Source organism: Salinicola halophyticus (assembly GCF_003206695.1).
GTDB lineage: Bacteria > Pseudomonadota > Gammaproteobacteria > Pseudomonadales > Halomonadaceae > Salinicola > Salinicola halophyticus.
This window is the reverse complement of sequence record NZ_PZJN01000018.1, coordinates 12906-38212: the sequence shown is the minus strand read 5'-3', so window position 1 is coordinate 38212 and position 25307 is coordinate 12906. Positions and strand designations below refer to the sequence as shown.

The 25307-nt window shown below is 61.8% G+C and carries 20 protein-coding genes; 8 read left to right on the top strand and 12 right to left on the bottom strand.

The window, feature by feature from the left end; all coding sequences use genetic code 11:
• Positions 1–18: 18 nt before the first annotated feature.
• The 5 genes from panB (at position 19) to DOM58_RS17250 (ending at position 4356) form a co-directional block, all read left to right on the top strand.
• The gene (panB, locus tag DOM58_RS17270; RefSeq protein WP_110693900.1) at positions 19–810 is read left to right on the top strand and encodes a 3-methyl-2-oxobutanoate hydroxymethyltransferase; all 792 of its coding nucleotides are present in this window, start codon (positions 19–21) and stop codon (positions 808–810) included.
• Entirely contained in the window at positions 810–1685 is an 876-nt protein-coding gene (gene panC / locus DOM58_RS17265; protein WP_110693899.1) for a pantoate--beta-alanine ligase, read from the top strand. Before panB ends, panC begins: the two co-directional genes overlap by 1 nt.
• Positions 1686–1693: 8 nt before the next feature.
• On the top strand, positions 1694–2182 hold the full coding sequence (locus DOM58_RS17260; protein WP_110693898.1) for a GNAT family N-acetyltransferase: 489 nt from the start codon (positions 1694–1696) through the stop codon (positions 2180–2182).
• Between the two features lie 51 nt (positions 2183–2233).
• Positions 2234–3190 (top strand): type I pantothenate kinase, encoded by a 957-nt coding sequence (gene coaA / locus DOM58_RS17255; protein ID WP_075561861.1) that lies wholly within the window; start codon positions 2234–2236, stop codon positions 3188–3190.
• Between the two features lie 140 nt (positions 3191–3330).
• Positions 3331–4356 carry an acyltransferase family protein gene (locus DOM58_RS17250; protein ID WP_110693897.1) on the top strand — a complete coding sequence of 342 codons (1026 nt, stop codon included), beginning with the start codon at positions 3331–3333 and terminating at the stop codon, positions 4354–4356.
• A 93-nt stretch (positions 4357–4449) separates the two neighbouring features.
• Here DOM58_RS17250 and pnp read toward each other — a convergent pair whose 3' ends face one another.
• The 4 genes from pnp to kdgD all read right to left on the bottom strand — a co-directional run bounded on the left by pnp (position 4450) and on the right by kdgD (position 11107).
• Positions 4450–6579: a polyribonucleotide nucleotidyltransferase gene (pnp, locus tag DOM58_RS17245; RefSeq protein WP_075561863.1), complete on the bottom strand. Its 2130-nt coding sequence runs from the start codon at positions 6577–6579 to the stop codon at positions 4450–4452.
• Between the two features lie 219 nt (positions 6580–6798).
• Positions 6799–8376 carry an aldehyde dehydrogenase (NADP(+)) gene (locus DOM58_RS17240; protein ID WP_110693895.1) on the bottom strand — a complete coding sequence of 526 codons (1578 nt, stop codon included), beginning with the start codon at positions 8374–8376 and terminating at the stop codon, positions 6799–6801.
• Positions 8377–8697: 321 nt separating this feature from the next.
• Positions 8698–10068 (bottom strand): enolase C-terminal domain-like protein, encoded by a 1371-nt coding sequence (locus tag DOM58_RS17235; protein ID WP_110693894.1) that lies wholly within the window; start codon positions 10066–10068, stop codon positions 8698–8700.
• Between the two features lie 121 nt (positions 10069–10189).
• Positions 10190–11107 (bottom strand): 5-dehydro-4-deoxyglucarate dehydratase, encoded by a 918-nt coding sequence (gene kdgD, locus DOM58_RS17230; protein ID WP_075561866.1) that lies wholly within the window; start codon positions 11105–11107, stop codon positions 10190–10192.
• A gap of 304 nt (positions 11108–11411) precedes the next feature.
• On the opposite strand from kdgD, the gene DOM58_RS17225 reads away from it, so the two are divergent.
• Positions 11412–12896: an amidase gene (locus DOM58_RS17225; RefSeq protein WP_110693893.1), complete on the top strand. Its 1485-nt coding sequence runs from the start codon at positions 11412–11414 to the stop codon at positions 12894–12896.
• Between the two features lie 11 nt (positions 12897–12907).
• Here DOM58_RS17225 and DOM58_RS17220 read toward each other — a convergent pair whose 3' ends face one another.
• The 7 genes from DOM58_RS17220 to DOM58_RS17190 form a co-directional block, all read right to left on the bottom strand.
• A complete protein-coding gene (locus DOM58_RS17220) occupies positions 12908–14668 on the bottom strand; it encodes a M14 family metallopeptidase (RefSeq protein ID WP_110693892.1) in 1761 nt (586 codons plus the stop codon).
• Entirely contained in the window at positions 14665–15513 is an 849-nt protein-coding gene (locus tag DOM58_RS17215) for an ABC transporter permease (protein ID WP_110693891.1), read from the bottom strand. Before DOM58_RS17215 ends, DOM58_RS17220 begins: the two co-directional genes overlap by 4 nt.
• Positions 15514–15516: 3 nt before the next feature.
• Positions 15517–16440 carry an ABC transporter permease gene (locus DOM58_RS17210; protein WP_075561870.1) on the bottom strand — a complete coding sequence of 308 codons (924 nt, stop codon included), beginning with the start codon at positions 16438–16440 and terminating at the stop codon, positions 15517–15519.
• A 63-nt stretch (positions 16441–16503) separates the two neighbouring features.
• Positions 16504–17889 (bottom strand): ABC transporter substrate-binding protein, encoded by a 1386-nt coding sequence (locus DOM58_RS17205; protein ID WP_245392322.1) that lies wholly within the window; start codon positions 17887–17889, stop codon positions 16504–16506.
• A gap of 209 nt (positions 17890–18098) precedes the next feature.
• On the bottom strand, positions 18099–19895 hold the full coding sequence (locus DOM58_RS17200) for an ABC transporter ATP-binding protein (protein WP_425353409.1): 1797 nt from the start codon (positions 19893–19895) through the stop codon (positions 18099–18101).
• Between the two features lie 417 nt (positions 19896–20312).
• Positions 20313–21611, bottom strand: a complete 1299-nt coding sequence (locus DOM58_RS17195) for an SLC13 family permease (protein ID WP_223162217.1) — start codon at positions 21609–21611, stop codon at positions 20313–20315.
• A 72-nt stretch (positions 21612–21683) separates the two neighbouring features.
• Positions 21684–22517, bottom strand: coding sequence for an amidohydrolase family protein (locus tag DOM58_RS17190; protein ID WP_110693888.1), 834 nt, complete (start codon positions 22515–22517; stop codon positions 21684–21686).
• Between the two features lie 219 nt (positions 22518–22736).
• Between DOM58_RS17190 and DOM58_RS17185 the strand changes: the two genes are divergently transcribed.
• Together DOM58_RS17185 and sbmA are read left to right on the top strand one after the other, a co-directional pair.
• The gene (locus DOM58_RS17185; protein WP_110693910.1) at positions 22737–23456 is read left to right on the top strand and encodes a GntR family transcriptional regulator; all 720 of its coding nucleotides are present in this window, start codon (positions 22737–22739) and stop codon (positions 23454–23456) included.
• An 84-nt stretch (positions 23457–23540) separates the two neighbouring features.
• Complete coding sequence (gene sbmA, locus DOM58_RS17180) at positions 23541–24836, top strand: peptide antibiotic transporter SbmA (RefSeq protein WP_425353408.1); 1296 nt, start codon at positions 23541–23543, stop codon at positions 24834–24836.
• Here the strand turns inward: sbmA and DOM58_RS17175 are convergent.
• Positions 24833–25279: a universal stress protein gene (locus tag DOM58_RS17175; protein ID WP_110693887.1), complete on the bottom strand. Its 447-nt coding sequence runs from the start codon at positions 25277–25279 to the stop codon at positions 24833–24835. The genes sbmA and DOM58_RS17175 overlap by 4 nt on opposite strands.
• Positions 25280–25307: the final 28 nt, after the last annotated feature.

Sequence of the window (25307 nt, the reverse complement as noted above, 5' to 3'; positions counted from 1 at the left end):
GTTCTTGGGAGAGAGAGCATGAAGCGCGTCACCCTCAATACGCTACGCGACTGCAAGGCGCGCGGAGAGGCTTTCAGCTGCCTGACGGCCTATGACGCCACCCTGGCGCGTTGCGCCGACGCGGCCGGTATCGACGTGCTACTCGTCGGCGATTCGCTGGGCATGGTACTTCAGGGTCATGCCAGCACCCTGCCGGTTACCCTGGAAGACATCCGTTATCACACCGCCTGCGTGGCGCGCGGCAAGCAGCGAAGCCTGCTGATGGTCGATCTGCCATTCATGAGCAACGCCGATATTGGTCAGATGCTGCGCGACGCCGGCGAATTGATGCGTGCCGGCGCCGAGCTGATCAAGATCGAAGGCGAGGCATGGATGGCCGACGGCATCCGCGAACTGTCGCTTCGTGGCGTGCCGGTCTGTGCCCACCTCGGCCTGACCCCGCAGAGTGTCCATCAGCTGGGCGGCTTCAAGGTCCAGGGCAAGGCGGACGACGATGCCCGACAGATAATCGATGACGCCCGGCAGCTGGTCGAGGCCGGCGCGTCCGTCATCCTGCTCGAGTGCGTACCCCGAGCGGTCGGTCGAGCCGTGCGTGAGGCCGTCGATGCGCCTGTCATCGGTATCGGCGCCGGGCCGGACGTGGACGGACAGATTCTGGTCATGCACGACACGCTAGGGCTGAACAGCGGCTACGTACCGCGCTTCGTGCAGAATTTCCTGAGCGGTCAGGAAAGCATCGAGGCCGCATTCAGAGCCTATGACGAAGCGGTCAAATCGCGCCGCTTCCCGGCCGAGGAGCACTGTTTCTGATGCAGACGCTCCACGAGATCGCGCCGCTGCGTGAAACCCTGCGTGAGCACCGGATGGCCGGCCGGCGCATCGCGCTGGTGCCGACCATGGGCAATCTGCACGAAGGTCATCTGGCTCTGGTCGATCGAGCACGGCAGTTGGCCGACGTGGTCGTGGCGACGCTGTTCGTCAACCCGCTGCAGTTCGGCGCCGGCGAGGACTTCGACCAGTATCCGCGTACCCTGGAAAGCGACCGCGACCAGCTGACGGCGCACGGCTGCGATCTGCTGTTCGCCCCCGGCGTCGAGACGCTCTATCCCCGTGGGCTGGCAACACAGACCCAGGTTCACGTGCCGGACGTTTCCGAGGGGCTCTGTGGCGGCAGCCGTATCGGCCACTTCGACGGCGTCGCCACGGTGGTTTCCCTGCTGTTCCATCTGGTCCAGCCGGACATCGCCTGTTTCGGCGAGAAGGACTTCCAGCAGCTGGCCGTGATTCGCAAGCTGGTCGCCGACCTGCACTTCTCCATCGAGATCGTCGGCGTGCCGATCGTGCGCGCCGCGGACGGCCTGGCACTCTCCTCGCGCAACGGCTATCTCACGCCGGAGCAACGAGCGCTCGCCCCGGTCCTGCAGCAAACGCTGACGCACTGTCGGGATGCCCTGACACGCGGCCAACCGGCTGGCGCGGCCCTGCGCGATGCCTCGCAAGCCTTGCAGGAAGCCGGCTTCCGACTCGACTACCTCGAACTGCGTGGCCAGGATCTCTCGCCTTTCGAACCCGGTCGGGATACCCAGGCCCAGCTGCTGGCTGCCGTCTATCTCGGCTCGACACGGCTGATCGATAACGTTGCTGTCGCGCTTCCGTCAACCGGAGCCGATCGTCGACATGGCTGACCTTCGACATGCCTGACAGTCGCTGGCGTCCGGCTCGCCCTGCCGATGTCGCCGCTATCGTTCACTGGATCGAGACGCCAAAGGCGCTCGAGCGCTGGGCCGGACCGGGGCTCACCTGGCCCACCGACGGCAAGACGCTGTGGCAGGAGATCGACGCCAGCGAGAACGCCTCGTTCTGTCTCGTCGCCAACGATGCCCCAATCGCGTTCGGCCAACTCGTGGACAAGGGCGAAAGACGCGCGCATCTGGCTCGAATCATCGTATCGCCCGACCACCGTCGCCAGGGTCTGGGCGAGCGCCTATGCCAGCATCTCATTGCTGAAGCGCATCAACGTGGCGCTGACACGGTGACGCTCAACGTCTTCGTCGACAATCTCGCCGCGATCGATCTCTATCGCCGGCTGGGTTTCGTCACCCATGGCCCGATCGACACCCGTGGCATTCAGCCCATGCAGCTGCGACAATTTATCCACGATGTCGACAATATAGATCCATAGCCCTTGGCGGCCTTTCGACCCCGCCGCCAGCTCGTCAGCGAAAGAGACCCGATGAATCAATTGAGACCGGACCCGTTCTCTCCGTATCAGTTCTACACGGCCGAGCAGTGGGCCGCATTTCGAGCCGACACGCCGCAGACGCTCTCCGCCGAAGAGCTTCGACGGCTGCGTTCGCTCAACGATCCGATCGATCTGGGCGAAGTGCGGCGGATCTACCTGTCCTTGTCCCGGCTGCTCTCTTCCTACGTCGAAGCGAGTCAACGGCTCTACGCCCAGCGCAAGCGCTTCCTGGATATCGACGATACCCAGAAGACGCCCTTCATCATCGGCATCGCCGGTTCCGTCGCGGTGGGCAAATCGACGACTTCGCGTATTCTCAAGGAGTTGCTGGCGCGCTGGCCGTCGAGTCCCAAGGTCGATCTGGTCACGACCGATGGCTTTCTCTATCCCAATGCCGTGCTGCGCGACAAGGATCTGATGGCCCGCAAGGGCTTTCCGGAGAGCTACGATATCGGCGCCCTGCTGCGCTTCCTGTCCTGGATCAAGGCCGGCGCTCGCAACGTGCAGGCGCCGCTCTACTCGCACCTGACCTACGATGTGCGCGAGCACGACTATCAGACCGTCGACTGCCCCGACATCCTGATCGTCGAGGGCATCAACGTGCTTCAGGTCCGCGACCTGCCGGAAGACGGCAAGATGGTGCCGTTCGTATCGGACTTCTTCGACTTTTCGATCTACATCGATGCCGAGGAGAACCATATCCACGACTGGTATCTGGAGCGCTTCAAGCTGCTGCGACAGACCGCTTTCCAGGACTTGGATTCGTTCTTCCATCGTTACGCCCAGATCGGGGAGACGGAAGCGGTGGAGATAGCCGAAGGACTGTGGCGAGACATCAACCGGCGCAATCTGCGCGAGAACATTCTGCCGACTCGCCCCCGCGCCGATCTGATCCTGCGCAAGGGCCGCGATCATCTGGTCGAGCAGGTCGCGTTGCGTAAGGTCTGAAACCCGGTTTGATTCATGGTGGAACGGCCATTGGTCCCATCACGAACAGCGTTTTGTAATTTTTCGTCCAGATGGAGAACTTTTTCCGCCGCTGACCTTCTGAGTGGACTCATCGTTCGTTCACGCTAGGGAAGGCAGCAATGTTGGTATCCGTACAGGCACTGAGAGCCCTGGCGGCATGGATCGTCGTTTTTCACCATTTCATGCAGGTGTTTTTCAGCTTCGATGCCAATAACTGGGTCGAGTATCTGTTCTCCACCCGCGGGCAAGTGGGTGTGGATATCTTCTTCGTCATCAGCGGCTTCGTGATCACTGTCTCGAGCCGCGGCAAAAAGCTGACGATGCCGCAGTTCCTGTTGCATCGCGTCGTCCGGATCGTTCCCGCCTACTGGCTCTATACCGCCATCACCGCGCTGGTCATCTATTTCGCCAGCGATGTCATGCCCGAGTACGGCATGGGCCTGAAGCAGCTGGTTCTGTCGCTGTTCTTCATCCCCACGGAGAACCCGGCCGGTTACGGCTACTACCCGATCCTGCCGGTAGGCTGGACGCTCAATTTCGAGATGCTGTTCTACGTCGTCTTCGCCGCCTCGCTGGTGCTCAAGCGCGAGTGGCGGCTATGGGCGGTGGTAGTGGCCATCGTGGTGATCAATACGCTCTTCGCCCACCAGCCCTTCCTCAGCAATTTCTACACGGATCCGATCATTTTCCAGTTCCTTTTGGGGATGGGGATCGCCGTCGTCCATGGCCGTTACGGGATCCCCGGCGGCCGCTGGTGGCCGATCGGCCTGGCACTGGCCAGCCTCGCGACGATTCTCTGCTTCAACGACCCTTCAGGCGCCACGCGCTTCTTTGCCTGGGGCTTGCCCAGCGCGCTGCTGGTGATCGCCTTCATCGGCCTGGAATCGCGCATCGGCGATAACCGTGTCGTCAAGGCGATGGGGGACTGGTCCTACTCCACCTACCTGCTGCACGTGATCGTGCTGTGGTCGGGCAACTACGTCCTGACCGAGCAGTTCGGCCTCAGCCCGTACCTGGCGCTGGCGATCTGTCTGCCGATTATCGCGCTCTGCTCCTGGCTGAGCTTCGAATTCGTGGAGAAAAAATTCTCGCGTCGGCTCAAGCGGCATCTACCGGCGCCACGCCCACGAACTGCCGCGGCGTGAGCTAATTCATAAAAACGCCCATAAGAAAACGCCCGGCCTGCGTGATGCAGGCCGGGCGTTATTGATGGAGCGCTGGCGGTTACCGCCAGAAAATCACTCTTCGGTGACGAGCGTCGCTTCGAAAGCGGCTTTCTCTTCCGGAGTGATCTCCTTGATCGACAGCTTCACGCGATTGCGGTTGTCGATATCCAGCACCTTGACCGTCACTTCCTGACCTTCGCTCAGGAAGTCTTTCACGTCGTTGACGCGCTCCGGCACGATCTGGGAGATGTGCACGAGACCGTCGGTACCCGGCATGAAGTTGACGAAGGCGCCGAAGTCGGCGAGACGCACGACCTTGCCGCGATAGAGCTTGCCGATCTCCGCTTCGGCGGTGATGCCGAGCACGGTGTCGATGGCGCGCTTGGCCGCGGAGCGGTCTTCGGCGTAGATGCGCACGGTGCCGTCGTCATCGATATCGATCGAGGCGCCGGTCTCCTCGCAGATGCCGCGAATGGTCGCGCCACCCTTGCCGATGACATCGCGGATCTTGTCCGGCGAGATCTTGATCGTCTGCATCGCCGGCGCGTAGTCGGAGACTTCGTTACGGCTCTCGGCAATCACCACGTTCATCTGATCGAGGATATCGATGCGCGCCTGATGTGCCTGCTGCAGCGCGGTCTCCATGATCTCTTCGTTGATGCCTTCGATCTTGATGTCCATCTGTAGCGCGGTCACGCCGTTGACGGAACCCGCCACCTTGAAGTCCATGTCGCCGAGGTGATCTTCGTCACCCAGGATATCGGTCAGCACGGCGAAACCATCGTCGTCCTTGACCAGACCCATGGCGATACCCGCTACCGGCGCCTTGATCGGCACGCCGGCGTCCATCAGCGCGAGTGACGCGCCGCACACGGACGCCATCGAGCTGGAACCGTTGGATTCGGTGATCTCGGAGACGACACGGATGGTGTAGGGAAAGTCGTCATCGTTGGGCAGCATCGCCTGGATGCCGCGACGCGCCAGACGGCCGTGACCGATCTCGCGACGCTTGGGTCCGCCCATGAAGCCGGCCTCGCCCACGCTGTACGGCGGGAAGTTGTAGTGCATCAGGAAGCGATCCTTGCGCTCACCTTCCAGCGATTCGATCAGCTGGGCGTCGCGCAGCGTACCCAGCGTGGCGATGACCATCGCCTGCGTCTCGCCACGGGTGAACAGCGCCGAACCATGGGTGCGCGGCAGCACGCCGACCTTGATGTCGAGCGGCCGCACGGTCTTGTGATCGCGGCCGTCGATACGCGGCTCGCCAGCGACGACACGGCTGCGCACGGTCTTCTTCTCGAGACCCGCCAGCGCACCGGAGACTTCGTCGACACTGAACTGCGCCGCGTCACCGCTGGCCAACTGCTCGATAGCCTTGGTGCGGATTTCGGCCAGCGCGTCCTGACGCGCCATCTTGTCGGTGATGCGATAGGCTTCACCCACGGCGGTTCCGAAAGACGCCGCCATGGCTTGCTTGAGCTCGACGTTGTCGGCGGCCGGCTGCCAGTCCCACTTCGGCTTGCCCGCTTCGCTGACCAGCGACTTGATCGCATCGACCGCGACCTGCATCTCCTGGTGCGCGAACAGCACGCCGCCCAGCATCTCGTCTTCGGTCAGCTCCTTGGCTTCGGACTCGACCATCAGCACTGCCTTGTCGGTACCGGCCACGACCATGTTGAGCTCCGACGTGGCGAGTTCTTCGACGGTCGGGTTGAGGAAGTAGCCGCGTGACTCGGTAAAGCCCACACGCGCCGCGCCGATCGGGCCACTGAACGGCAGACCGGAGATCGCCAGTGCCGCGGACGTGCCGATCATCGCGGCGATGTCGGGATCCTGATTGCGATCGGCGGACAGCACGTTACAGATGACCTGGACTTCGTTCATGAAGCCTTTCGGGAACAGCGGACGAATCGGCCGATCGATCAGACGCGAGGTCAGCGTCTCTTTCTCGGTCGGGCGCCCTTCGCGCTTGAAGAAGCCGCCGGGGATCTTGCCCACGGCATAGGTCTTCTCCTGATAATGCACGGAGAGCGGGAAGAAATCCTGGCCGGGCTTGAGCGTCTTGCGGCCAACGACGGTACACAGAACGACGGTGTCGTCCATGGTGACCAGCACGGCACCGGTGGCCTGACGGGCGATACGGCCAGTTTCTAGCGTGACGGTACTCGAACCGTACTGGAATGTGGTCTGAACCGGGTTCACGGGCTTTCCTTTACTTGTCGAATTCATTGGGTCGTTTTGACTCGGCGCTTATTCTAGGCGTTCGTCGCGGACAGGGCTACCGATCAACGACCTTGGTCCCATCCTCTCCATCGACGAAAACCGCAGCCCAAAACGCAACGACCCCCGCTCGAAAGCAGGGGTCGTGGATCTCTTCGAGATTCAAGACCGCCGAGCGGCGGCCTTGAAATCGCAGGCGGATCAGGCCTCGCGCTTGCCGTCGACCAGACGCTTGAGTTTCAGCGGATTGCTCTGCTTGATCGCTTCCGGCAGCAGCGCGTCCGGCAGATCCTGGTAGCAGACCGGGCGCAGGAAGCGGAAGATCGCCGCCGTACCCACGGAGGTGGTGCGCGAGTCGGAGGTTGCCGGGAACGGACCGCCGTGAACCATCGCATCACACACTTCCACCCCGGTCGGCCAGCCGTTGACCATCACGCGGCCCGCCTTGCGCTCGAGTACCGGCAGCAGCGCCTTGGCGGCGTCGAGATCGGCATCGTCCATCTGCAGCGTCGCGGTCAGCTGACCTTCGAGATGCTCGGCCACCTGCTTGAGCTCGGCGGCATCGGCACATTCGACCACCAGCGATGTGGCACCGAAGACTTCGTCCTGCAGCGACTTCTCGTTCAAGAAATCGTTGGCAGAAGTCACGAACAGCGCGGTCTGGCACTGGTTCGAACCATCGCCCTTCTCACCGCGAGCGACTTCCTTCGCCTTGCCGGTACCCGCCAACGCGTCAACGCCGTGCTGATACGCCTCCGCGATGCCTGGCGTCAGCATGGTCTGGCCTGCGCTGCCCTTGACCGCTTCACCCGCGGCGGCGACGAAGGCATCCAGCTCCGGACCCTTGATCGCGATGACCAGGCCCGGGTTGGTGCAGAACTGTCCGGCACCCATGTTGAGCGAGCCCACGAACGCCTTGCCCATCTCTTCGCCGCGAGCCTTCAGTGCCGCCGGCAGCGGGAAAACCGGGTTGATCGAGCTCATCTCGGCATAGAACGGGATCGGCTCGGGACGCGACTGCGCCGCCTTCCACAGAGCCAGACCGCCGCTGCGCGAACCGGTGAAGCCGGCTGCCTTGACCCGCGGATCGGTGACCAGCGCGGTGCCGACTTCACGGCCGGAGCCGTACATCAGCGAGAACACGCCTTCCGGCAGGTCGCACTTCTTGACCGCGGCCTGAATGGCACGGCCAACCAGTTCGCTGGTGCCGGGATGCGCACCGTGTGCCTTGACGATGACCGGGCAACCGGCTGCCAACGCGGAAGCCGTGTCGCCGCCGGCCACGGAGAACGCCAGCGGGAAGTTGCTGGCACCGAAGACGACGACCGGACCCAGCGCGATGTGACGCTGACGCAGGTCGACCCGCGGCATCGGTTGACGATCCGGCAGCGCCGGGTCGACACGCACGTCGAGCCACTCGCCGGCACGCACGGTCTTGGCGAACAGGCGCAGCTGGCCACAGGTCCGGCCACGCTCGCCCTGGATACGCCCCTGGGGCAGACCCGATTCGGCCACGGCACGCTCGATTAGATCATCACCGATCGCTTCGATCTCGTCGGCAATGGTCTCCAGGAACTTGGCACGCTCCTCGAGCGAGGTTTCGCGATAGCTGTCGAAGGCGCTCCACGCCAGTTCGCAGGCACGCTCGACTTCTGCCTGGGTGCCGCCAGGATAGGCCGGCTCGAGACGCTCGTTGGTGGCCGGATTGATTGCCTGAATCGGGTCACGGCTGCCTTTCGCGGTCTGCTGACCGATCAGCATTTCACCTGTCAGATTCATCTTGCCTCCTGCAGTGGTGGTGGATACGGATTCTTCTTCAGCCTCGGCCGAGCGCAAATTGCGCTCTACGTGCCCCGGGCCGAGTCTTGCGAGACATTTCTTTTGTTGCGAAACGTTTTCTGGCAACGCTCTCATGCACAGCGTTGTCTGGCACAGCTCGATTATGTCTTACCCAGCGTAGACCGTAAAAATCGACCTTAGAGATCGACCGTAGAGATCGAGCGTAAAAATCGACCGAGGAAATCGGTCGTCGACATCACGCTCGATCCGATCGGTTCACGCCGAGCCATAAATAGTAGGTGGGGATGCGCCACTCCCGTTTCAACGAACCAGCGCCGGACGATTGGGATCGAACTGCCAATCATCGATCAGATACTGCATGGCCATGGCATCGTTGCGGCCGCCAGCCGGCAGACTGCGATAGAGTGCGTTGGCCTGCTCGATCTGTTCCATATCGATTTCGATCCCGAGCCCCGGGGCATCCGTCACAGCGACCTTGCCATCGACGATCTGCGGCGGATTGCGGGTCAGGCGAGCGTCGCCCTCCTGCCAGATCCAGTGTGTATCCAGCGCCGTGGTGCGACCGACGGCGGCGGCGCCGACCTGAGCGAACATCGCAAGCGAGATATCGAAATGGTTGTTGGAGTGCGAGCCCCAGGTCATGCCGTGATCCTGGCACAGCTGAGAGACCCGCACCGCGCCCGAGAGCGTCCAGAAATGCGGGTCGGCCAGCGGGATATCGACAGAGCGCAGCATCAGCGCATGGGCCATTTCGCGCCAGTTGGTGGCGACCATGTTGGTGGCCACCGGCAACCCGGTGGCGTGACGGAATTCGGCCAGAATTTCGCGACCCGAGAAACCCTGCTCGGCGCCGCACGGATCTTCTGCGTAGGCGATCACGTCGTGCAAGTTCTTGCAGAGCCGGACCGCCTCGTCAAGCGACCAGGCTCCGTTGGGGTCGATGGTCGTACGCGCCTCGGGAAAGGCCTCGTGAAGCGCGGTAACCGCCTCGATCTCCTGCTCGCCCGGTAGTGCGCCGCCCTTCAACTTGAAGTCCTTGAAGCCATAACGGTCGTGGGCCGCCTCGGCGAGTTCAACGATGCGCTGCGGCGTCATTGCCGCCTCGTCGCGCTGGCGATACCAGTCGTGGCTGACGCCATCGGTACTGTGCCGCCCCGTTTCGCGATGATCCGTACCGCGACGATAGCCGAGCGGCGTCGCATGACCATCGCCGATGAAGAACAGATAACCCAGCACCTCGACGCTGTCGCGCTGTTTGCCGTCGCCTAATAGCTCGGCAACGGGCACGTCGAGGAACTTGCCGAACAGATCGAGCAGCGCCGCCTCGAGCGCCGCTACCGCGTTGACTCGCAGTTCGAAGGTCCAGGATCCCTTGCCGAAATCCTCGAAATCGGCACCGCGACCGGCAGAATGCAGCGACGCCACCATCGAACGCAGTTTGCCGATGGGCTGGCCGACGACCCGCGAACGGGCCTGTTCGAGTGACTGCTGGATCGTCTCGCCGCCCGGCGCCTCGCCAACGCCGGTATTACCTGCACTATCCTTGAGGATGACCAGGTTGCGGGTGAACCAGGGAGAGTGCGCGCCCCCAATATTGAGCAGCATGCTATCGCGGCCCGCGACCGGGATGACCTGCATTTCCGTGATGGTGGGCGTAGCGTGGCTCGACATGGGGAGTCTCCGTCAAGGCGATGCACGTTCGACGGCCGAAGTGGCGTCGGCGTACATCCCGCCAGCGTGCAGGGCGGCCAAAAAGCCGCCCACAGGATTGGAATAGCCGGGAAGGCCGGTTTTATAGCGCGCCGGCTTTTTCGATCAGTTGCTTGAGCGTCGCTCGCTCTTTCTCGCTGGGCATGGTCAGCGGGGCGCGCACATCGCCTGCCGGATAACCGACCAGATCGGCACCGGCCTTGATCAGGCTGACGGCATAGCCTTTCTGGGTATCGCGCAGGGTGACGAACGGCACGAAGAATTCACGCATCGCCTGACGAATGAACTCGCTGTTGCCCTTTCGCAGTTCCTGATAGAACTTCACCGCCATCTCCGGCACGAAATTGAAAACTGCGGAAGAGTAGGTGCTGACACCAATCGCCAGATAGGCTTCGGCGATGATCTCGGCCGTGGGCACGCCGCCGACGTAGGCGAGGCGGTCGCCCAGCGTTTTGATGATGATATTGAGCGCCTGCATGTCGCCCTTGCCGTCCTTCAGACCGACCAGGTTCGGGCAGCGGTCGGCCAGGGCCTGGACCGCATCGACGTTGAGATAGCCGTTGGCGCGGTTGTAGTAGATCACGCTGAGATCGGTGGAATCGCAGACGCTGGCGGCGTACTCGACGATGCCGGACTGCGGACATTCGGTGAGATACGGCGGCATCAGCAGAATGCCATCGGCGCCGGCTTCCTGAGCGGCCTGGCAATGCGCCTTGGCGAGCTCGGCGCTCTGACCGGCGCTGGCGATGATCGGCACGTGGCCACCTATGGTCTCCACGGCGACTTTGACGATTTCGCGATACTCTTCGATCGTCATGTTGAAAAATTCGCCGGTACCGCCAGCCACGAAGAGAGCGGAGACCTCGTACTCCTTCAGCCACAGCAGACGGCGACGATAGCTCTCGACGTCGAACTTGCCGTTGGCGTCGAAATCGGTCACCGGAAACGACAGCAGACCGTCGGTAATGGAGGCTACAACCGCTTGTTTGGAAAAGTTCACCTAGAGTCCCTCGTCGTGGATTAACGTCAATCTGCCATGCAATCGCTCGACCGCCTGATCTACTGGACAGGCAGGAAAAGGCCGGCATTCTGTCAGCCATGTTGTCATACATCATACTGGAAATGCCGTTAGACCTTAGCCGCATTTCGTGTGACGACCGGCCCAAGCCCCTGACACTTCTGATGATGGCCGTCTGCCGGGCCGCGGTGAGCCGAACGCGGGCAACCCGGAAAACCGCAGTGGCGTGCCGGCAACGCTACTGCGGTATGCTAATCGACACTCTCTTTTTGCCGGGGCCCCGCCGATGTCCAACGCTTCCGACCGCACTTCCGCTCAACGGCCACTGGCCGAGATCGTGACCTGGAACGCCACTACACTGTCGCAGCGCATCCATGATCGATCGGTCTCCTGCCGCGAGGTAATGAGCACCTATCTCGACCACATCGACGCCGTGAACCCCGTCGTCAACGCCATGGTCTCCCGCCGCGAACGTGCCCCGCTGCTCGACGAGGCCGACGCCGCCGATCGCGAGCTCGCCGCCGGGCAGTCGCGTGGCTGGATGCACGGCTTCCCTCAGGCGATCAAGGATCTCTCCGACGCCCGGGGTCTGCCGACCGTTCAGGGTTCGCCGCTGCTCGTCGGTCAGATTGCCAGCCAGGACAGCCTGATGGTCGAGCGCATGCGCGCGGCCGGCGCGATCGTCATCGGCAAGACCAATACGCCGGAATTCGGCCTGGGTTCGCAATCCTACAATCCGGTATTCGGCGCCACTCGTAACCCCTTCGACCTTTCGCGAACCGCCGGCGGGTCCAGCGGTGGCGCAGCGGCGGCGCTCGCCATGCGAATGCTGCCGGTCGCCGACGGCAGCGACATGATGGGCTCGTTGCGAAACCCCGCGGCGTTCAATCACGTGATCGGCTTTCGCCCTTCGTTCGGTCGGGTGCCAGATCTCGCCGCCGATCCGTTCGGTCAGCAACTTGCCACCAACGGTCCGATGGGCCGGACCGTCGAAGACGTGGCGAGGCTGCTCGACACGCAATCCGGTTTCGATTCGCGCGTACCGCTGTCGCTGGGAGAACCCCTGTTTCCCGAGGGCAGCGATATTGCTGGCGTACTCGAACGCGACGTTCGCGGTGTGAAGATCGGCTGGCTGGGCGACTGGCAAGGCCATCTGGCCATGGAATCCGGCGTTCTCGCTCTGTGCGAAGCGGCGCTGGCGCACTTCGGCCGAGTTGGCTGCAATGTGGAGGAAGTCGATCTACCCTTCGTCCCCGAGACGCTGTGGGAGAGCTGGACCACGCTGCGCCACTGGGCTGTCGCCGGCAACCTGGGCGCGCACTACGCCAACCCCGACAGCCGCGCCCGGCTGAAACCCGAAGCCCGGTGGGAAGTCGAACGCGGCTTGCGGCTCTCGGCGCAGGACATTCACGCTGCCAACGTGCAGCGTGGCGAGGCCTACCGCGCCTGGAGCGCCCTGTTCGAGCGCTTCGACTATCTCGCCATGCCCAGCGCCCAGGTCTTTCCCTTCGACGAGGAGACACACTGGCCACGCGACATCGCCGGGCACCCGATGGACAGCTACCATCGCTGGATGGAAGTGGTGGTTCCCGCCTCGATGCTCGGGGCGCCGACGATCAGCCTACCGGCGGGACGCAACGACGCAGGCCTACCGATGGGCTTCCAGCTGATCGGCAGGCCCCGCAACGACCGGGGCGTGCTGCAGCTGGCGCGCGCCTTCGAACAGGCCAGTGGCGATCTGGCGATACTGCCGCCCACGCTTGGCATGTAACCGGGCCCGATTCAGGAGGCCAGAAGCTCATCGGGAAGCGCCTGCAGCGCATCGTAAGCCGCCAGCACCGAGGCCCGCTGAGCTGCCACGCCAGCCTGGAAGGCGGGCCCGTAGATCGTTTCGTCGGGATATTCGGTGATCAACGTCATCGGCACCCGGTGACGATCGTCTTCCGAGATCAGACACGGAAAGCCGTTGATCATTTCAAAGCCGGTGTCACCGGCATGTCTCTCGAACAGCGCGATCTGACGGTCGTTGAACGCGCGCAGGTCCGGCACTTCGTTCAGCGCCAGCGTGACCGCCTCGATCAGCGCCCGTGACGCGTCGGCCCAGCCAGGCGTATGTCGCAACACCAGAAAGAACCCCTTGGGCAGTGTCCACATCTCGAACCCACGTGGAATGTACCCCGACAGCGGCCGCGTCCATTCATGCGCCGGGTAGCCGTGCAGGTTGATATGCAACAACGCGTTGGTCAGGCGCTCGGCCTCGACGCGGATTGCCTTCTCGTGAAGCGCTTCGCCTTCCCGGTACTCCAGATCATCGCCCAGCGCCGTATACCGCGCGGCGTGATGCATGTGCCGGGAGTTATCGGCGATCAGCCGTTGATGAAGCGCATAACCGTCCGGGTTCTCCAGCGGGCAGAGCGTGAAATGCGCCCCGTCTCGTGCCGCGAGAACCGCCGCCGCCTGCAGCGTGCCCGCAGGCGAACTGGTTTCGTTGGCGTGCTGACCCGCCGAGATGATCATGGCGCGATCGCTCCCTGCGAGATAGCGCCCTTCGAGCCGGCGCCCGGCCACGGACATCGCGTGGAACCCGCTACCGCCAAGTGTCGCCAACTCCTCGCCGATCTGAACCTGAGACAACGGACGCGCGACGGCGACCAACGGCTCGCGGTGAGACGAGATCGACTCGCGATCGTATGGCCGGGTTTCCACCTTGACGGCGTACGCCGTACCGAACCGGATCTCCGGCACGATCTGCCCCGGCTGGAGATGACGATCGCCCAGCGGTCGTCCGGACCGCCGCTGGAAGACTTCCAGCAGCGAGAAATAGAACTCCTCGTGTAGGGCTTCCCGAAGCGACAGCACCTCGTCGGCATAGCCGAGAGGCTCATCGGCGATCGGCAGCGTCGCGGTGATATTGAGCTCCTCGAAAAAGGGCTCCTCGAGATAGAGCTCCTCGAGATAGCGCTCCCCGCTCCCATTCCGCGTTTCCCATTCAGCCTCGCGGATGGCCGTCATCGCCTCGGCGAAGAGCCGCTCATAGGACGTCGTCAGGGTTTCGCCCGCGCCATCGACGATCTGCCAGCCGCAGGGGGACAACGCCTGTTCATCCGCGAAGTCGAGATGCAGGCGGTTGGGCGCCAGCACTTCCAGAGGCTCGTCGCGGCCATCGGCGTAGCGTAGTCGCAGGCGATAAATCGGGACGGCTTCGCTGATCTCGCCGGCCTCGAATTGAAAATCGATCGTCGGGTAAAGCGCCGACAGCGGATAGCTCTCCAGCAGGAAACGAGAGGACTTGGCCCCCGGATGTCGGGGATAGACGATCTCGACGCTGGTCAGGCCTTCGGTCGCTATCTCCTCGCGAAAAGCGCAGACCAACGGCTTGTAGGCCGAGCGGCAGCGTGCCGTGATGCCGCGCTTGGCCAGCGCCGCTTCCGCCGTCAGCCGCGTGGCTCGGTCATCGAACGTCCAGGTTTCCAGTCTTCGCCCGGTGAATTCGGCAACGAGCCGATCGAGCGTCGCGGGATAATGTTTTTCGAACAGGATCAACGGTTGGTCCTCCCCGTCGGGTCGAGCAGATCTCGCAACCAGTCACCCAGCAGATTGAGGCCAAGCACGGTGCACAGGATGGCAAGCCCCGGGAAGACCGAGATCCACCAGGCGGTCTGCAGGTAGGTACGGCCTTCGGCAAGCATACCGCCCCAGGAGGGTATCGTTGGATCGACACCCAAGCCCAGAAACGTCAGAGAACTCTCGAGCAGAATGTTGTTGGCAACGTTCAAGGTCATCAGCACGACCACCGGTCCCATCAGATTGGGCAGGATATGACGCAGGATGATGGCACCGTTCTTCACGCCGATGGCTCTTGCCGACAGAATGAATTCACGCTCCCGCAGTGTAAGCACCGAACCCCGGACGAGCCTTGCATACTGCACCCACTGACTGACGATCAGCAGAATGATCGTGTTGGTCAAAGAGCCGCCGAGGATGGCGACAAAGGTGATGGCAAGCAGAATGAACGGTAACGCGAGCTGGATATCGGCACAGCGCATCACGATCACATCCCAGATTCCACGGTAGTAACCCGAAACAAGCCCCATCACTACGCCAAACACCACCGACCCGATCACCGAGAAGAAGCCGACCTTCAAGGAAACCCAGCCACCGACGGCGACTCGCGCCAGCACGTCACGCCCCAGCGCATCGGTGCCGAAAAGATGCGCAGCATCCTGGAACGGCATCACCAGCCGCGAGGAGAGACTGATCTGCCCGGGGGGCGCAAACAGCCACGCGGAGAAGACCACACAGAAGACGACCCCGCCCAACAGCAGAAAGCCGAGCACGAACTCAAGCGACGCAAAGCGGTGCAAGCGAGGTGGCGCAGCAAAAGCCATGATTTATTTCGTCCGAATTCGAGGGTCGACAATGCCGTAGGCGATATCGACGAGAAGATTGATGCCGACGATCAGCAACGCCAGGATCATGATCACCGACTGCAATACCGGATAGTCGCGGGCCGCGACCGCGTCGAAGGCCAGCGTGCCCATGCCCGGCCAGTTGAAAACTCTCTCGATCACCACGATTCCACCCAGCAGACCACCGAACTGCAGGCCGAAATAGGTAATCAAGGGGATCGCGCAATTGCGCAGGGCATGCTTGTAGAGCACCTTTCGCTCCGACAGCCCTTTGGCGCGTGCCACCATGATGTACTGTGAGTTCAACGTATCGAGCATCGTGGTCCGCACCAGCCGCACGTTGGTCGCGGTCAGAATCACGCCCATCGTTACGGCGGGCATGATGAAGCTCGCAAAGCCGGACATGCCGGAAGGCGGCAACCATTTCAAGGTGATCGAGAACAGCAGCACCAGCATCGTCGCCAGCCAGAAATTGGGGAAACTCAGGCCCAGCAGCGAAAAGATGCGGATCAGTTGGTCACTGCCACGCCCCCGCGCCACGGCAGCGCGGATACCCAACGGAATCGAGACGGCGATCGAGACGAACATCGAGGCGAATGCCAGCGACAGCGTCGCGGGCAGCGCCTTGTCGACCAGCAGATTGACGGGGGTACCGCCGACGAAGCTGTTACCGAGATCCCAGGTGACCAGTCCGCGCAGCGAATCGAGGTACTGGACGAGAAACGGCTGATTGAGCCCAAGCCCTTCACGGATCCTGTCGAGGTCTGCCTGAGTGATGTTGGTCGCACCCTGGGCGATCATCAGCGCGGGATCCCCCGTCATTCGGATCGCCACCGCCACGATCAAGCTCACCGCAATCACGACGAAGATCGCCTGCGCGAAGCGCTTTACGATAAATCCAGTCACATCCCAGCCTCCGTCGAATGAAGAGAGCCTCGCCTTCGTGGAAAGCGAGGCACGAAAAGCGCCTTATTCGACTTCGACGTCATTGAGTCGCATACGATTGTCCGGCGCCGGCACGAAGTGTTTCACGCGTTTATTGACGCCATAGATCGCATTGAGGCTGTAAAGCGGCAGTTCCAGCGCCCGGTCCGCAGCATAGTGAGCGATCTGCTGCAGAATCCGTTCGCGCTCCTTGGGATCAGTCAGCGAGCGTTGGCTCTCCAGCAACTCGTCCATCTTCGGATCGCTATCGTAGGGATTCCATTTCTGACCACTGTGATACATCGCATAGGCGGTATTGTCGAAATCGAAAGTCCAGCCGCCCCATGACTGCTGGAACATGGCGCCAGTCTTGCCTTGGGGAATGATGTCGTTGAGCAGCGTATTGGTCTCGACCGGATGGATCGAGGCGGTAATCCCGACCATCGACAGATAAGCGGCAACCGCCTGGGTCACCTCGGCGAAAGTGGCGTCGTTGCCACGGATATCGATCTGCACCTGCGCCCCCGGCTTGACCCCGGCCTCCTCGAGCAGCTGCTTGGCCTTGTCGGGATCATAGGGCAGCGGCTGCATCTCCGGGTCGAAGCCGAAGGAGCGCTCACCCTGGAACGAGGCGATGACCTGCGCTTGCCCCCCGAGTATCCCGTCGACGATGGATTTACGGTCGACCGCCATGATCAGAGCCTTGCGCACACGCTCATCGGCGGTAATGCCGTCGGCAGTATTGAAACGCAGCGCATAGACGGTTGGCCCTGAAGTCGTGATCAGATCGAGATTGTCGTCGTCTTCGATCGTCGGGATCATTGCGATCGGGATGGTCGGCGGGATGACGATATCGACGCCACCCGACTGCAGCTCGGCCACGGCGGTCGAGGGCTCGGAGATGAAGCGATAATCCAGCTCGGATAGCTTGGGACCATCGCCCCAGAATCCATCGTAGGCCTTCAACTTGATATCCACCTTCGGCTCGTAGGAAACGAACTGGAATGGACCGGTGCCGACAGGGTGGGTGTTGAAATACGTCTCGCCATGCTCCTTGATATATTGCGGCGGCACGATCATCGCTCCATAGCCCGCGAGCTTGGTCAGCAGTACCGGATCAGGCGCCTTGAGATGGAAGTCGACGGTATTGTCATCGATGATCTCGACGTTCTCGATCGCGGTATAGTTCGACTGTTGCGGCCCCTTGGCTCCCTCCTCCCCCAGCAGACGATCGAAGGTGAACTTGACGGCCTCGGCATTGAACGGCTCGCCGTCATGGAACGTCACCCCCTCGCGCAGCTTGAAGCGAATGCGCATGCCATCGTCCAGAACGTTCCAGCTGGTAGCCAGTGCAGGCACCAGTTTCATATCCGGCCCCCGGTAAGTCAGACCGTCGAACAGATTGGTACCGACGGAAGCCCAGTTAACCAAGAACGTATCTACAGGGTCCCAGGAGCCGGGATCCTGCGGGGATGAGACCGTCAATGTGCCGTCCGCGAAGACCGGCGAGGCAAGAGCGCCGCTGACGAGCAGAAGGCCTAAGGCCGACACAGTGACTGTCTTGAAGGACATCGTTGACGACATCGAGATATCTCCCTTGCTGGATTGGTGTTGTTTTTGCTGTCGAACACGCTCTTCTTTCAAACGCGTTCCTGCGCGATGAAATGGCCACTGGCGATTTCACGTAACGGGTTTAGCGCTGGCGGAGCACCCACCGGATGAATCGACGAGGGGATTTCGCCGGTCAGCGCCACACGCTGACGTCGAGCCGACGGATCCGCCAGCGGAACGGCGGAAAGCAGGCGCTGGGTGTAAGGATGTGCCGTACGTTCGAATACGTCGGCCCGCTTGCCGATCTCCATGATCTGGCCCAGATAGAGTACAGCGACCCGATGACTCATCTTCTCGACGACCGCCATGTCGTGGCTGATAAAGAGATACGCCAGTCCCTCTTCTCGCTGCAGATCCATGAACAGATTGATCACCTGGGCCTGAACCGAGACATCGAGCGCCGACAGTGCCTCGTCGGCGATGATCAGGCGAGGCCTGGAAGCCAGGGCGCGAGCAATACAGACCCGTTGACGCTGGCCTCCCGAAAATTCATGCGGGTAACGGCTCGCCATATCCGCAGACAAGCCGACCCGCTCCAAGAGCTCGCCGACACGGCGACGAGTCGGAGTGCCGCGATCGAGCAGACCATGGGTGAGAATTGGCTCGGCGATGGAGTCACCGACCGTGCGTCTCGGATCGAGGGAAGCGAACGGATCCTGGAAAATGTATTGCACCTCGCGACGCAGACGCTGGCGCTCGGCGAGCTTCATCTTCGACATCGGCTTGCCATCGAACCAGACTTCACCGTTGGCCGACTCCTGCAACTGCTGGATCGTGCGTCCGATCGTGGACTTGCCCGAACCACTCTCACCCACCAACGCCAGCGTCTCACCGGGATAGATCTCGAAACCGACTTGGGAGACGGCGAAATTACGATGGGTGGTACGCCCCCAAAAACTCTTCTTCACGTCGAATTGAATCGACAGGTCCTCCACACGCAGCAATGGCGGCACCGTGTAGTCGGCCGTGTCTTGCTGTCGATCGTCACCCTCTTGTACCAGTTCGCCATTCCGCAGCACGGTCAGCGGTGTCCGCCTGGGATGCGTGAAGCCCTGCATCGCCCCTAGCTTGGGCACGGCAGACAGCAGCATTCGCGTATAGGGGTGCTTGGGGCAGGTGAATATCTCCTCGACCGGCCCCGCTTCGACTTTCTCGCCCTGCCACATCACGACGACATCGTCGGCCATCTCGGCGACGACGCCCATGTCATGGGTAATGAAGATCATGGCCATGCCGAGTTCGGCCTGCAGATCCTTCATGATATTGAGGATCTCCGCCTGGACGGTGACGTCCAACGCCGTGGTCGGCTCGTCGGCGATCAACAACTTCGGACGACAGGCCAGTGCCATCGCGATCATCACGCGCTGACGCATGCCACCCGAAAGCTGATGGGGATAGCGCGCAAGCAGAGCTCTCGCATCCGGCAGGCGAACCAACGCCAGCAGACGCTCGGCTTCGACCATGGCGTCGGCGCGCGAGCGTTTCTCATGGAGAATCAACACTTCGCAGAGCTGATCGCCGATGGTAAATACCGGATTGAGCGAGGTCATCGGTTCCTGGAAGATCATGGCGATCTCCTTGCCACGAATCCGACGCATCGCTTCCTGGTCGCACTTCAGTAGATCGATGCCTTCGCCTGCCCCCGATGAGAACAGAATACGTCCGCTGGGGAAGCTGGCGCCCGTCATATCGGCAAGCCGCATGATCGACATCGACATCACCGATTTTCCCGAGCCGCTCTCGCCCACGACTGCCGTTGTTCGACCCGGGAACACGTCGAACGACAAGCCTTTGACCACGGAAGCAGTGCCAAAGCTGACACTCAACTCGTCGATCCGAAGGATCGGAAGCAATTCCTGCTTATTCATGGCATCCCTGAAAGTCGAGGTCTCTCACCCAGCCTGGTTGACGAACAACCGGCCGAAGTTTTGGTAGTTGGGTCTGACGCGAGGGCGCGAAAGCGAAGGCTGGGAGAGAAAGGCGAGCGGAGACGAACGGTGTCCGACTCGGGTAACCGAATATCCGAGGAGAACTTTTTCTCGAGTTCTGACATGGACGCTGCCTGGTTGTTGTTATCGAGCTGTTATCGAGCGGTGCTCCGCCTAGCCACACAATATCCAAAAATTAGCGCCAAATTGCCAACACTGTCTCTCCATCTCATCTTGGTCTCACAGGAGCGCGCACCGTCGCGCGATGGAAAGGGAGCGCAAAGCGCTCCCTTTACGCTCCCTCACCCACCCCGTTCAGAACACGAACGTCAGCAGCAAATTGAACACCAGCGCGGCGATGAAACCCAGCGGCGCGGCGCGGAACAGCAGCTTGGGCAGGAGCCCTGAACGCGCTTCGTCTGTGGGGCAGGAGCCGAGAATCAGGCTGCCACCGGAGGAGAACGGCGAGATCGAGGTGGCCTGCGCGCCGACCACGATGGCGATGAAGATGATCATCGGATCGATCGATAGCGTGCCGGCCAGCGACGGCACCAGCGGGAACAGTGCCGGCGTGACCACGCCTAGGGTGCTGGCGAACAGCGACATGAACGCGGCCACGATGCCGAACGCGACTGGAATCAGCACCGGCGGAATATTGGTCCCGATCCAGGAGCCGAGCAGATCGATGGTGCCGGCCTTGATCGCCACCGAGATCAGCATGCCGACGCCGCAGATCATGATGATCGTGCCCCACGGCAGCGAGGCGATGGCCTTGCGCTCGTCGCCCAGTTTCATCAGCAGCGCGATGACCGAGAACACGCTGGCGATCAGGCCGATATCCACCTTGGAATTGACGAACGTCACGGCGGTGTTGTCGGGCAGAATCAGGCTGGCGATGGGCGGCAGCAGCACGGTGGCCATCATCACCAGGGTCAGAATCAGGGTGGAACGCTGGTTAGGACTCAGCGGGCTGGGACGTTCGACATGCGCCAGCGAGACCATCGCCGTACCGCGCTTGCGGCTGAAAAGAATCAGGCCGGCGAGGACGACGATCGGCACGATCATGGTGCTGGCGAAGATGCCGAAACTGTTGATGAAAGCCTGATTATCGGAGATGCCCGAATTGGTCATCAGCGTGCGGAAGATGATGCCGCTCTGGCTGGAAACGAAGTTGGCGCCTGCCAGCGCGCCGTAGTTGACCGCCATGGCACCGACGATCAGGTTCAACCCGGTGCGGCTGCACAGCAGCAGCGTGATCGGCGCCATGAACGCCAGCACGGTGTAATACCCGGCTCCCAGCGCCGAGATCACGACCGCCGCCAGGAAGATGGCGAACGGCAGCAGATGCGGGAAATGGCGGCAGCGATACATCAGATGTTCGGCCAGCTTCTCCAGCGTGCCGTTGACGATGGCGAAACTGTAAAACAGGCACACCGAGAAGATGATGAAGAATATCTTCAGCGGCCACATCGCGATCACTTCCTTGGGACTCAGACCCAGCCCGAAGCAACCGATCAGGTAGGCGAAGGCGATCGCGAACAGCCCGATATTGATCCGGGTGCGATACCCCAGAATGATGGATACGATGATCGCCCCCACCACCAATAGACTCATCATAAGTCGGTTCCCCTTTTCTGCTTGTCGTGCGCACTCGTCATGCGTGCTCGTTCTCTGACCTATCGGCGCTCAGCTCGCGAGCTCGATCTTGAACAGCCTGGCCGGGTTCTCCACCAGAACCTGCCGACGCTCGTCGGCGTTCGGCAGCAGCGTCTGCATCAGCGCGAACTGGGCGTCGTAATCGGTCTGGGCCTCGAATCGCGTATGCGGCCAGTCGCTGCCCCAAAGCAGTCGCTCGCTATGGCCATAGGCATCGCGTAGGCGTTCGATCGACCTCGATGCCTGAGCCGGGTTCGAGCGGCTGCGATACGTTGCCGACAGTTTGACCCAGACATCCTCGCTCGAAAGCAGGGATAGCAGCGCTTGATGGTTCGAATTGACCGGATCGATCTCTCCCGCGGGCAAACCGAAATGATCGATCACCACCGCCACGCCGGCTTTCAGAATCTGAGGCACGATCCGGGCCAGATCGTCCATCCCGCGCTGGATTTCCACCGACCATCCCCGGCTCGCCAGTTTGGCGAATAGCGCTTGCCACGGTGCGCTACGATAATCATCCAGGGGCTGACCGATCAGATTGAGCCGAATGCCGACGACCCCCGCCTCGGCCAGCTCGTCGAGTACGTCATCGCTCACGTCGCGCTCCACCACGGCGGTGCCGCGCAGACGCTGCGGAAAGCCGCGTAGTGCAGCCAGCATGTGGCTATTGTCGGTGCCCAGAAAACTGGGCTGTACCAGCACGCCATGGGAGAGGCCGCAGCGATCGAGATGCCCGAGGTATTGCTCGAGAGTCGCGTCGTAATCCGGGCTATAGCGGCGATTCCCGGCCAGCTTCAGGCCCTGATGGAAGATGTGCGCGTGAGTGTCGAAGCCGGTCAATCCGGCGTGGGGGAGTTGCGTCATGGACGGCCTTTTCTGATTGGCATGAACACCTCGCGGCGAGCGATACGCTCTATCTTGGCAAAGAACCGCCCCAAAAGAACTATTCATATAGTCGTATAGATACATCGATCATACACGCTTTGGTCGTACGCTTAACTCCGTACGACTAAAGATGAGAAGTTTGGTGATACAGTTGTTTGAAATAACATGGAGGGAACATTCATGAAGGGAATCAGCTCCATGACAGACGAACGTCTGCCGCTCTATCAGCGACTGCGTGACGATATGCTGGCGAAGATCGCCGCTGGAGAATGGACACCTGGCGGCGCGATACCCACCGAAGCCGAGCTGACCAAGCATTACGGGGTTGCCGTCGGCACGCTGAGGAAGGCTGTGGACACCCTGGTTCAGGATGGATTGATGAAGCGCAGCCAGGGGCGAGGCACGTTCATCCTGCGGCCCAACTTCGAAGGTTCGCTATTCCGCTTCTTCCGGCAGGTCGATGCCAGGGGCGATCGCCGAGTTCCCGAGAGCCGGATTCTCGATCGCCAGCTGGAATCACCCGCTCAGGACATCGCGAATGCGCTGGGGCTGGAGCGATCGGAGAAGGTCATTCGGCTGGAGAGAGTCCGGCAGTTCGACGGAGCGCCCCTCTACCACGAGGATATCTGGCTGCCGGCGGCGCGTTTCGAGGCTTTGATCGAGATCGAGATCGACGATTTCGGCAATCTGCTCTACCCATTCTACGAATCACGGTGCGGTCAGCTGATCGGCTCGGCGAGGGAAACGCTGAGCGTCGAGACCGCCACCCCCGATATCGCCAGGATCCTCGATCTCGAGTCCGGCGAACCCGTAGTGCTGATCGAGCGACTGGCACTCGGCTACGACCGCACGCCGCTGGAATACCGGCGCTCACGGGGCGCCGCCAGCACCTTCCGTTATCAGGTCGATATTTCCTGAACCACCATGATGGATAGCCATTCCATCGACGGCGTCGAGCGTAAGGGAACGTAACCGACGGTTCGAGGTCGATGAGAGGTCGGGATGGCCGCGGGATCACGCCATCCCGATCTTCATCCCAGCCGCAGGGCCGTCACCGTGTTCCGATCGTTCTTTCCCAAGCCGTCGCTTTTTTTCTCCAGCGCCCTGATCTGGGCGCTGATTGCCGCCATTGTGTGGGAAACCGGCGCCAGCGCCTGGGGTGCCGCCATCGGCCTGCCGCCTCTGGCGACAGACGCCTCGCTGCCGGTCGGTGTCTCCCGCTTCTGGTCGTCCTCGTTTCTGTGGTTCTACGTCTACTACGCGCTGTGCGTGGAGCTGTTCGCCACGCTGTGGTATCGACTCTGCCCTCATCGCTGGCAGCACTGGTCGATTCTGGGTAGCGCCCTGATCGTTTTCCTGACCTATTTCTCGGTCCAGACCAGCGTTGCCATCAACGCCTGGTATGGCCCCTTCTGGGACATGGTCCAGCAAGCGCTCGGCGGGGGCAGCGACGTGACCGCACTGGATCTCTATCGAGAAATGCTGACCTTCGCGGGGATCGCCTTCGTTGCAGTGACTGTGGGCGTATTCAATCTGTTTTTCGTCAGCCACTTTATCTTTCGCTGGCGCACGGCGATGAACGACTACTACATGGCCCACTGGCCGCAGCTTCGGCACGTAGAAGGCGCGGCCCAGCGCGTGCAGGAAGACACCATGCGCTTTTCCACCACGCTGGAGGGGCTGGGGGTCAACCTGCTTAAGGCAGTGCTGACCCTGATCGCCTTTTTGCCGCTGCTGGTGACGATGTCATCCCATATCACCCAACTGCCACTGATCGGCCATGTCTCCAACGCTCTGGTCTGGGCGGCGATCGTCTGGTCGGTTTTCGGCACGCTGTTTCTGGCACTGGTGGGGATCAAGCTGCCAGGGCTCGAGTTTCGCAATCAGCGCGTCGAGGCGGCCTATCGCAAGGAGCTGGTCTACGGCGAGGACGACGCGTCACGCGCCGAGCCGGCCACCATGAGTCAGCTCTTCTCGCGGGTGCGTCACAACTATTTCCGGCTTTACTGGCACTACGCCTACTTCAATATTGCTCGTATCTTCTACCTGCAGGCGGACACGCTCTTCGCTTTCGTCGTGCTGACGCCGTCGATCGTCGCCGGCAAGCTGACGCTGGGCCTGTTGCAACAGGTACTCAACGTCTTCGGTCAGGTGCGCGAATCGTTCCAGTATCTGGTCAATTCCTGGTCGACGATCATCGAGCTGCTGTCGATCGTCAAACGGCTACGAACTTTCGAATCAGTGATCGACGACCACGAAACGATTCACGTCAGCTCGGTAGCAGGAGACAGCGACTAATCCGGCATGTGCAGCGTGATCACCGGACAGGGAGCAATATGCGACACCTTGTGCGACACGCTGCCGACCATCAGGCTCTTGAGATTGCTCTGGCCGCGACTGCCCATGACGATCATGTCGACGCCAAGATTGGTCGCCAGCTGCACGATGACGTGCGCCGGTCGCCCTTCCTCGACGTGATAGGTCACTTCGTCGGAACCGCCACTGACGGCCCGCCAGGCTTCCGCGAGCAGGCGCTCGCCCGTCAGACGCCCCTTCTCCGGCGTGTAGTCGGCCGGTGATGCACCGACCATGGCGCCCAGCGCATCCGTGGCGACCGGTATCTCGGGAACATGCAGCAGGTGAATCCGGGCCTGGGTCGCCTGCTGGACCAGCACAGCGTGGGCCAGGGCCTTGCGCGCGCTGGCGGAGCCGTCGATGGGTACCAGTATCTGCTGAGTCATGATTGCCACCCCTCCGTCGATGATTCGA

Coding starts and splice junctions, on each gene's coding strand:
- panB (WP_110693900.1), top strand. CDS start 19: ATGAAGCGCGTCACCCTCAATACGCTACGCGACTGCAAGGCGCGCGGA.
- panC (WP_110693899.1), top strand. CDS start 810: ATGCAGACGCTCCACGAGATCGCGCCGCTGCGTGAAACCCTGCGTGAG.
- DOM58_RS17260 (WP_110693898.1), top strand. CDS start 1,694: ATGCCTGACAGTCGCTGGCGTCCGGCTCGCCCTGCCGATGTCGCCGCT.
- coaA (WP_075561861.1), top strand. CDS start 2,234: ATGAATCAATTGAGACCGGACCCGTTCTCTCCGTATCAGTTCTACACG.
- DOM58_RS17250 (WP_110693897.1), top strand. CDS start 3,331: ATGTTGGTATCCGTACAGGCACTGAGAGCCCTGGCGGCATGGATCGTC.
- DOM58_RS17240 (WP_110693895.1), bottom strand. CDS start 8,376: ATGAATCTGACAGGTGAAATGCTGATCGGTCAGCAGACCGCGAAAGGC.
- DOM58_RS17235 (WP_110693894.1), bottom strand. CDS start 10,068: ATGTCGAGCCACGCTACGCCCACCATCACGGAAATGCAGGTCATCCCG.
- DOM58_RS17225 (WP_110693893.1), top strand. CDS start 11,412: ATGTCCAACGCTTCCGACCGCACTTCCGCTCAACGGCCACTGGCCGAG.
- DOM58_RS17215 (WP_110693891.1), bottom strand. CDS start 15,513: ATGGCTTTTGCTGCGCCACCTCGCTTGCACCGCTTTGCGTCGCTTGAG.
- DOM58_RS17195 (WP_223162217.1), bottom strand. CDS start 21,611: ATGAGTCTATTGGTGGTGGGGGCGATCATCGTATCCATCATTCTGGGG.
- DOM58_RS17190 (WP_110693888.1), bottom strand. CDS start 22,517: ATGACGCAACTCCCCCACGCCGGATTGACCGGCTTCGACACTCACGCG.
- DOM58_RS17185 (WP_110693910.1), top strand. CDS start 22,737: ATGACAGACGAACGTCTGCCGCTCTATCAGCGACTGCGTGACGATATG.
- sbmA (WP_425353408.1), top strand. CDS start 23,541: ATGGCCGCGGGATCACGCCATCCCGATCTTCATCCCAGCCGCAGGGCC.
- DOM58_RS17175 (WP_110693887.1), bottom strand. CDS start 25,279: ATGACTCAGCAGATACTGGTACCCATCGACGGCTCCGCCAGCGCGCGC.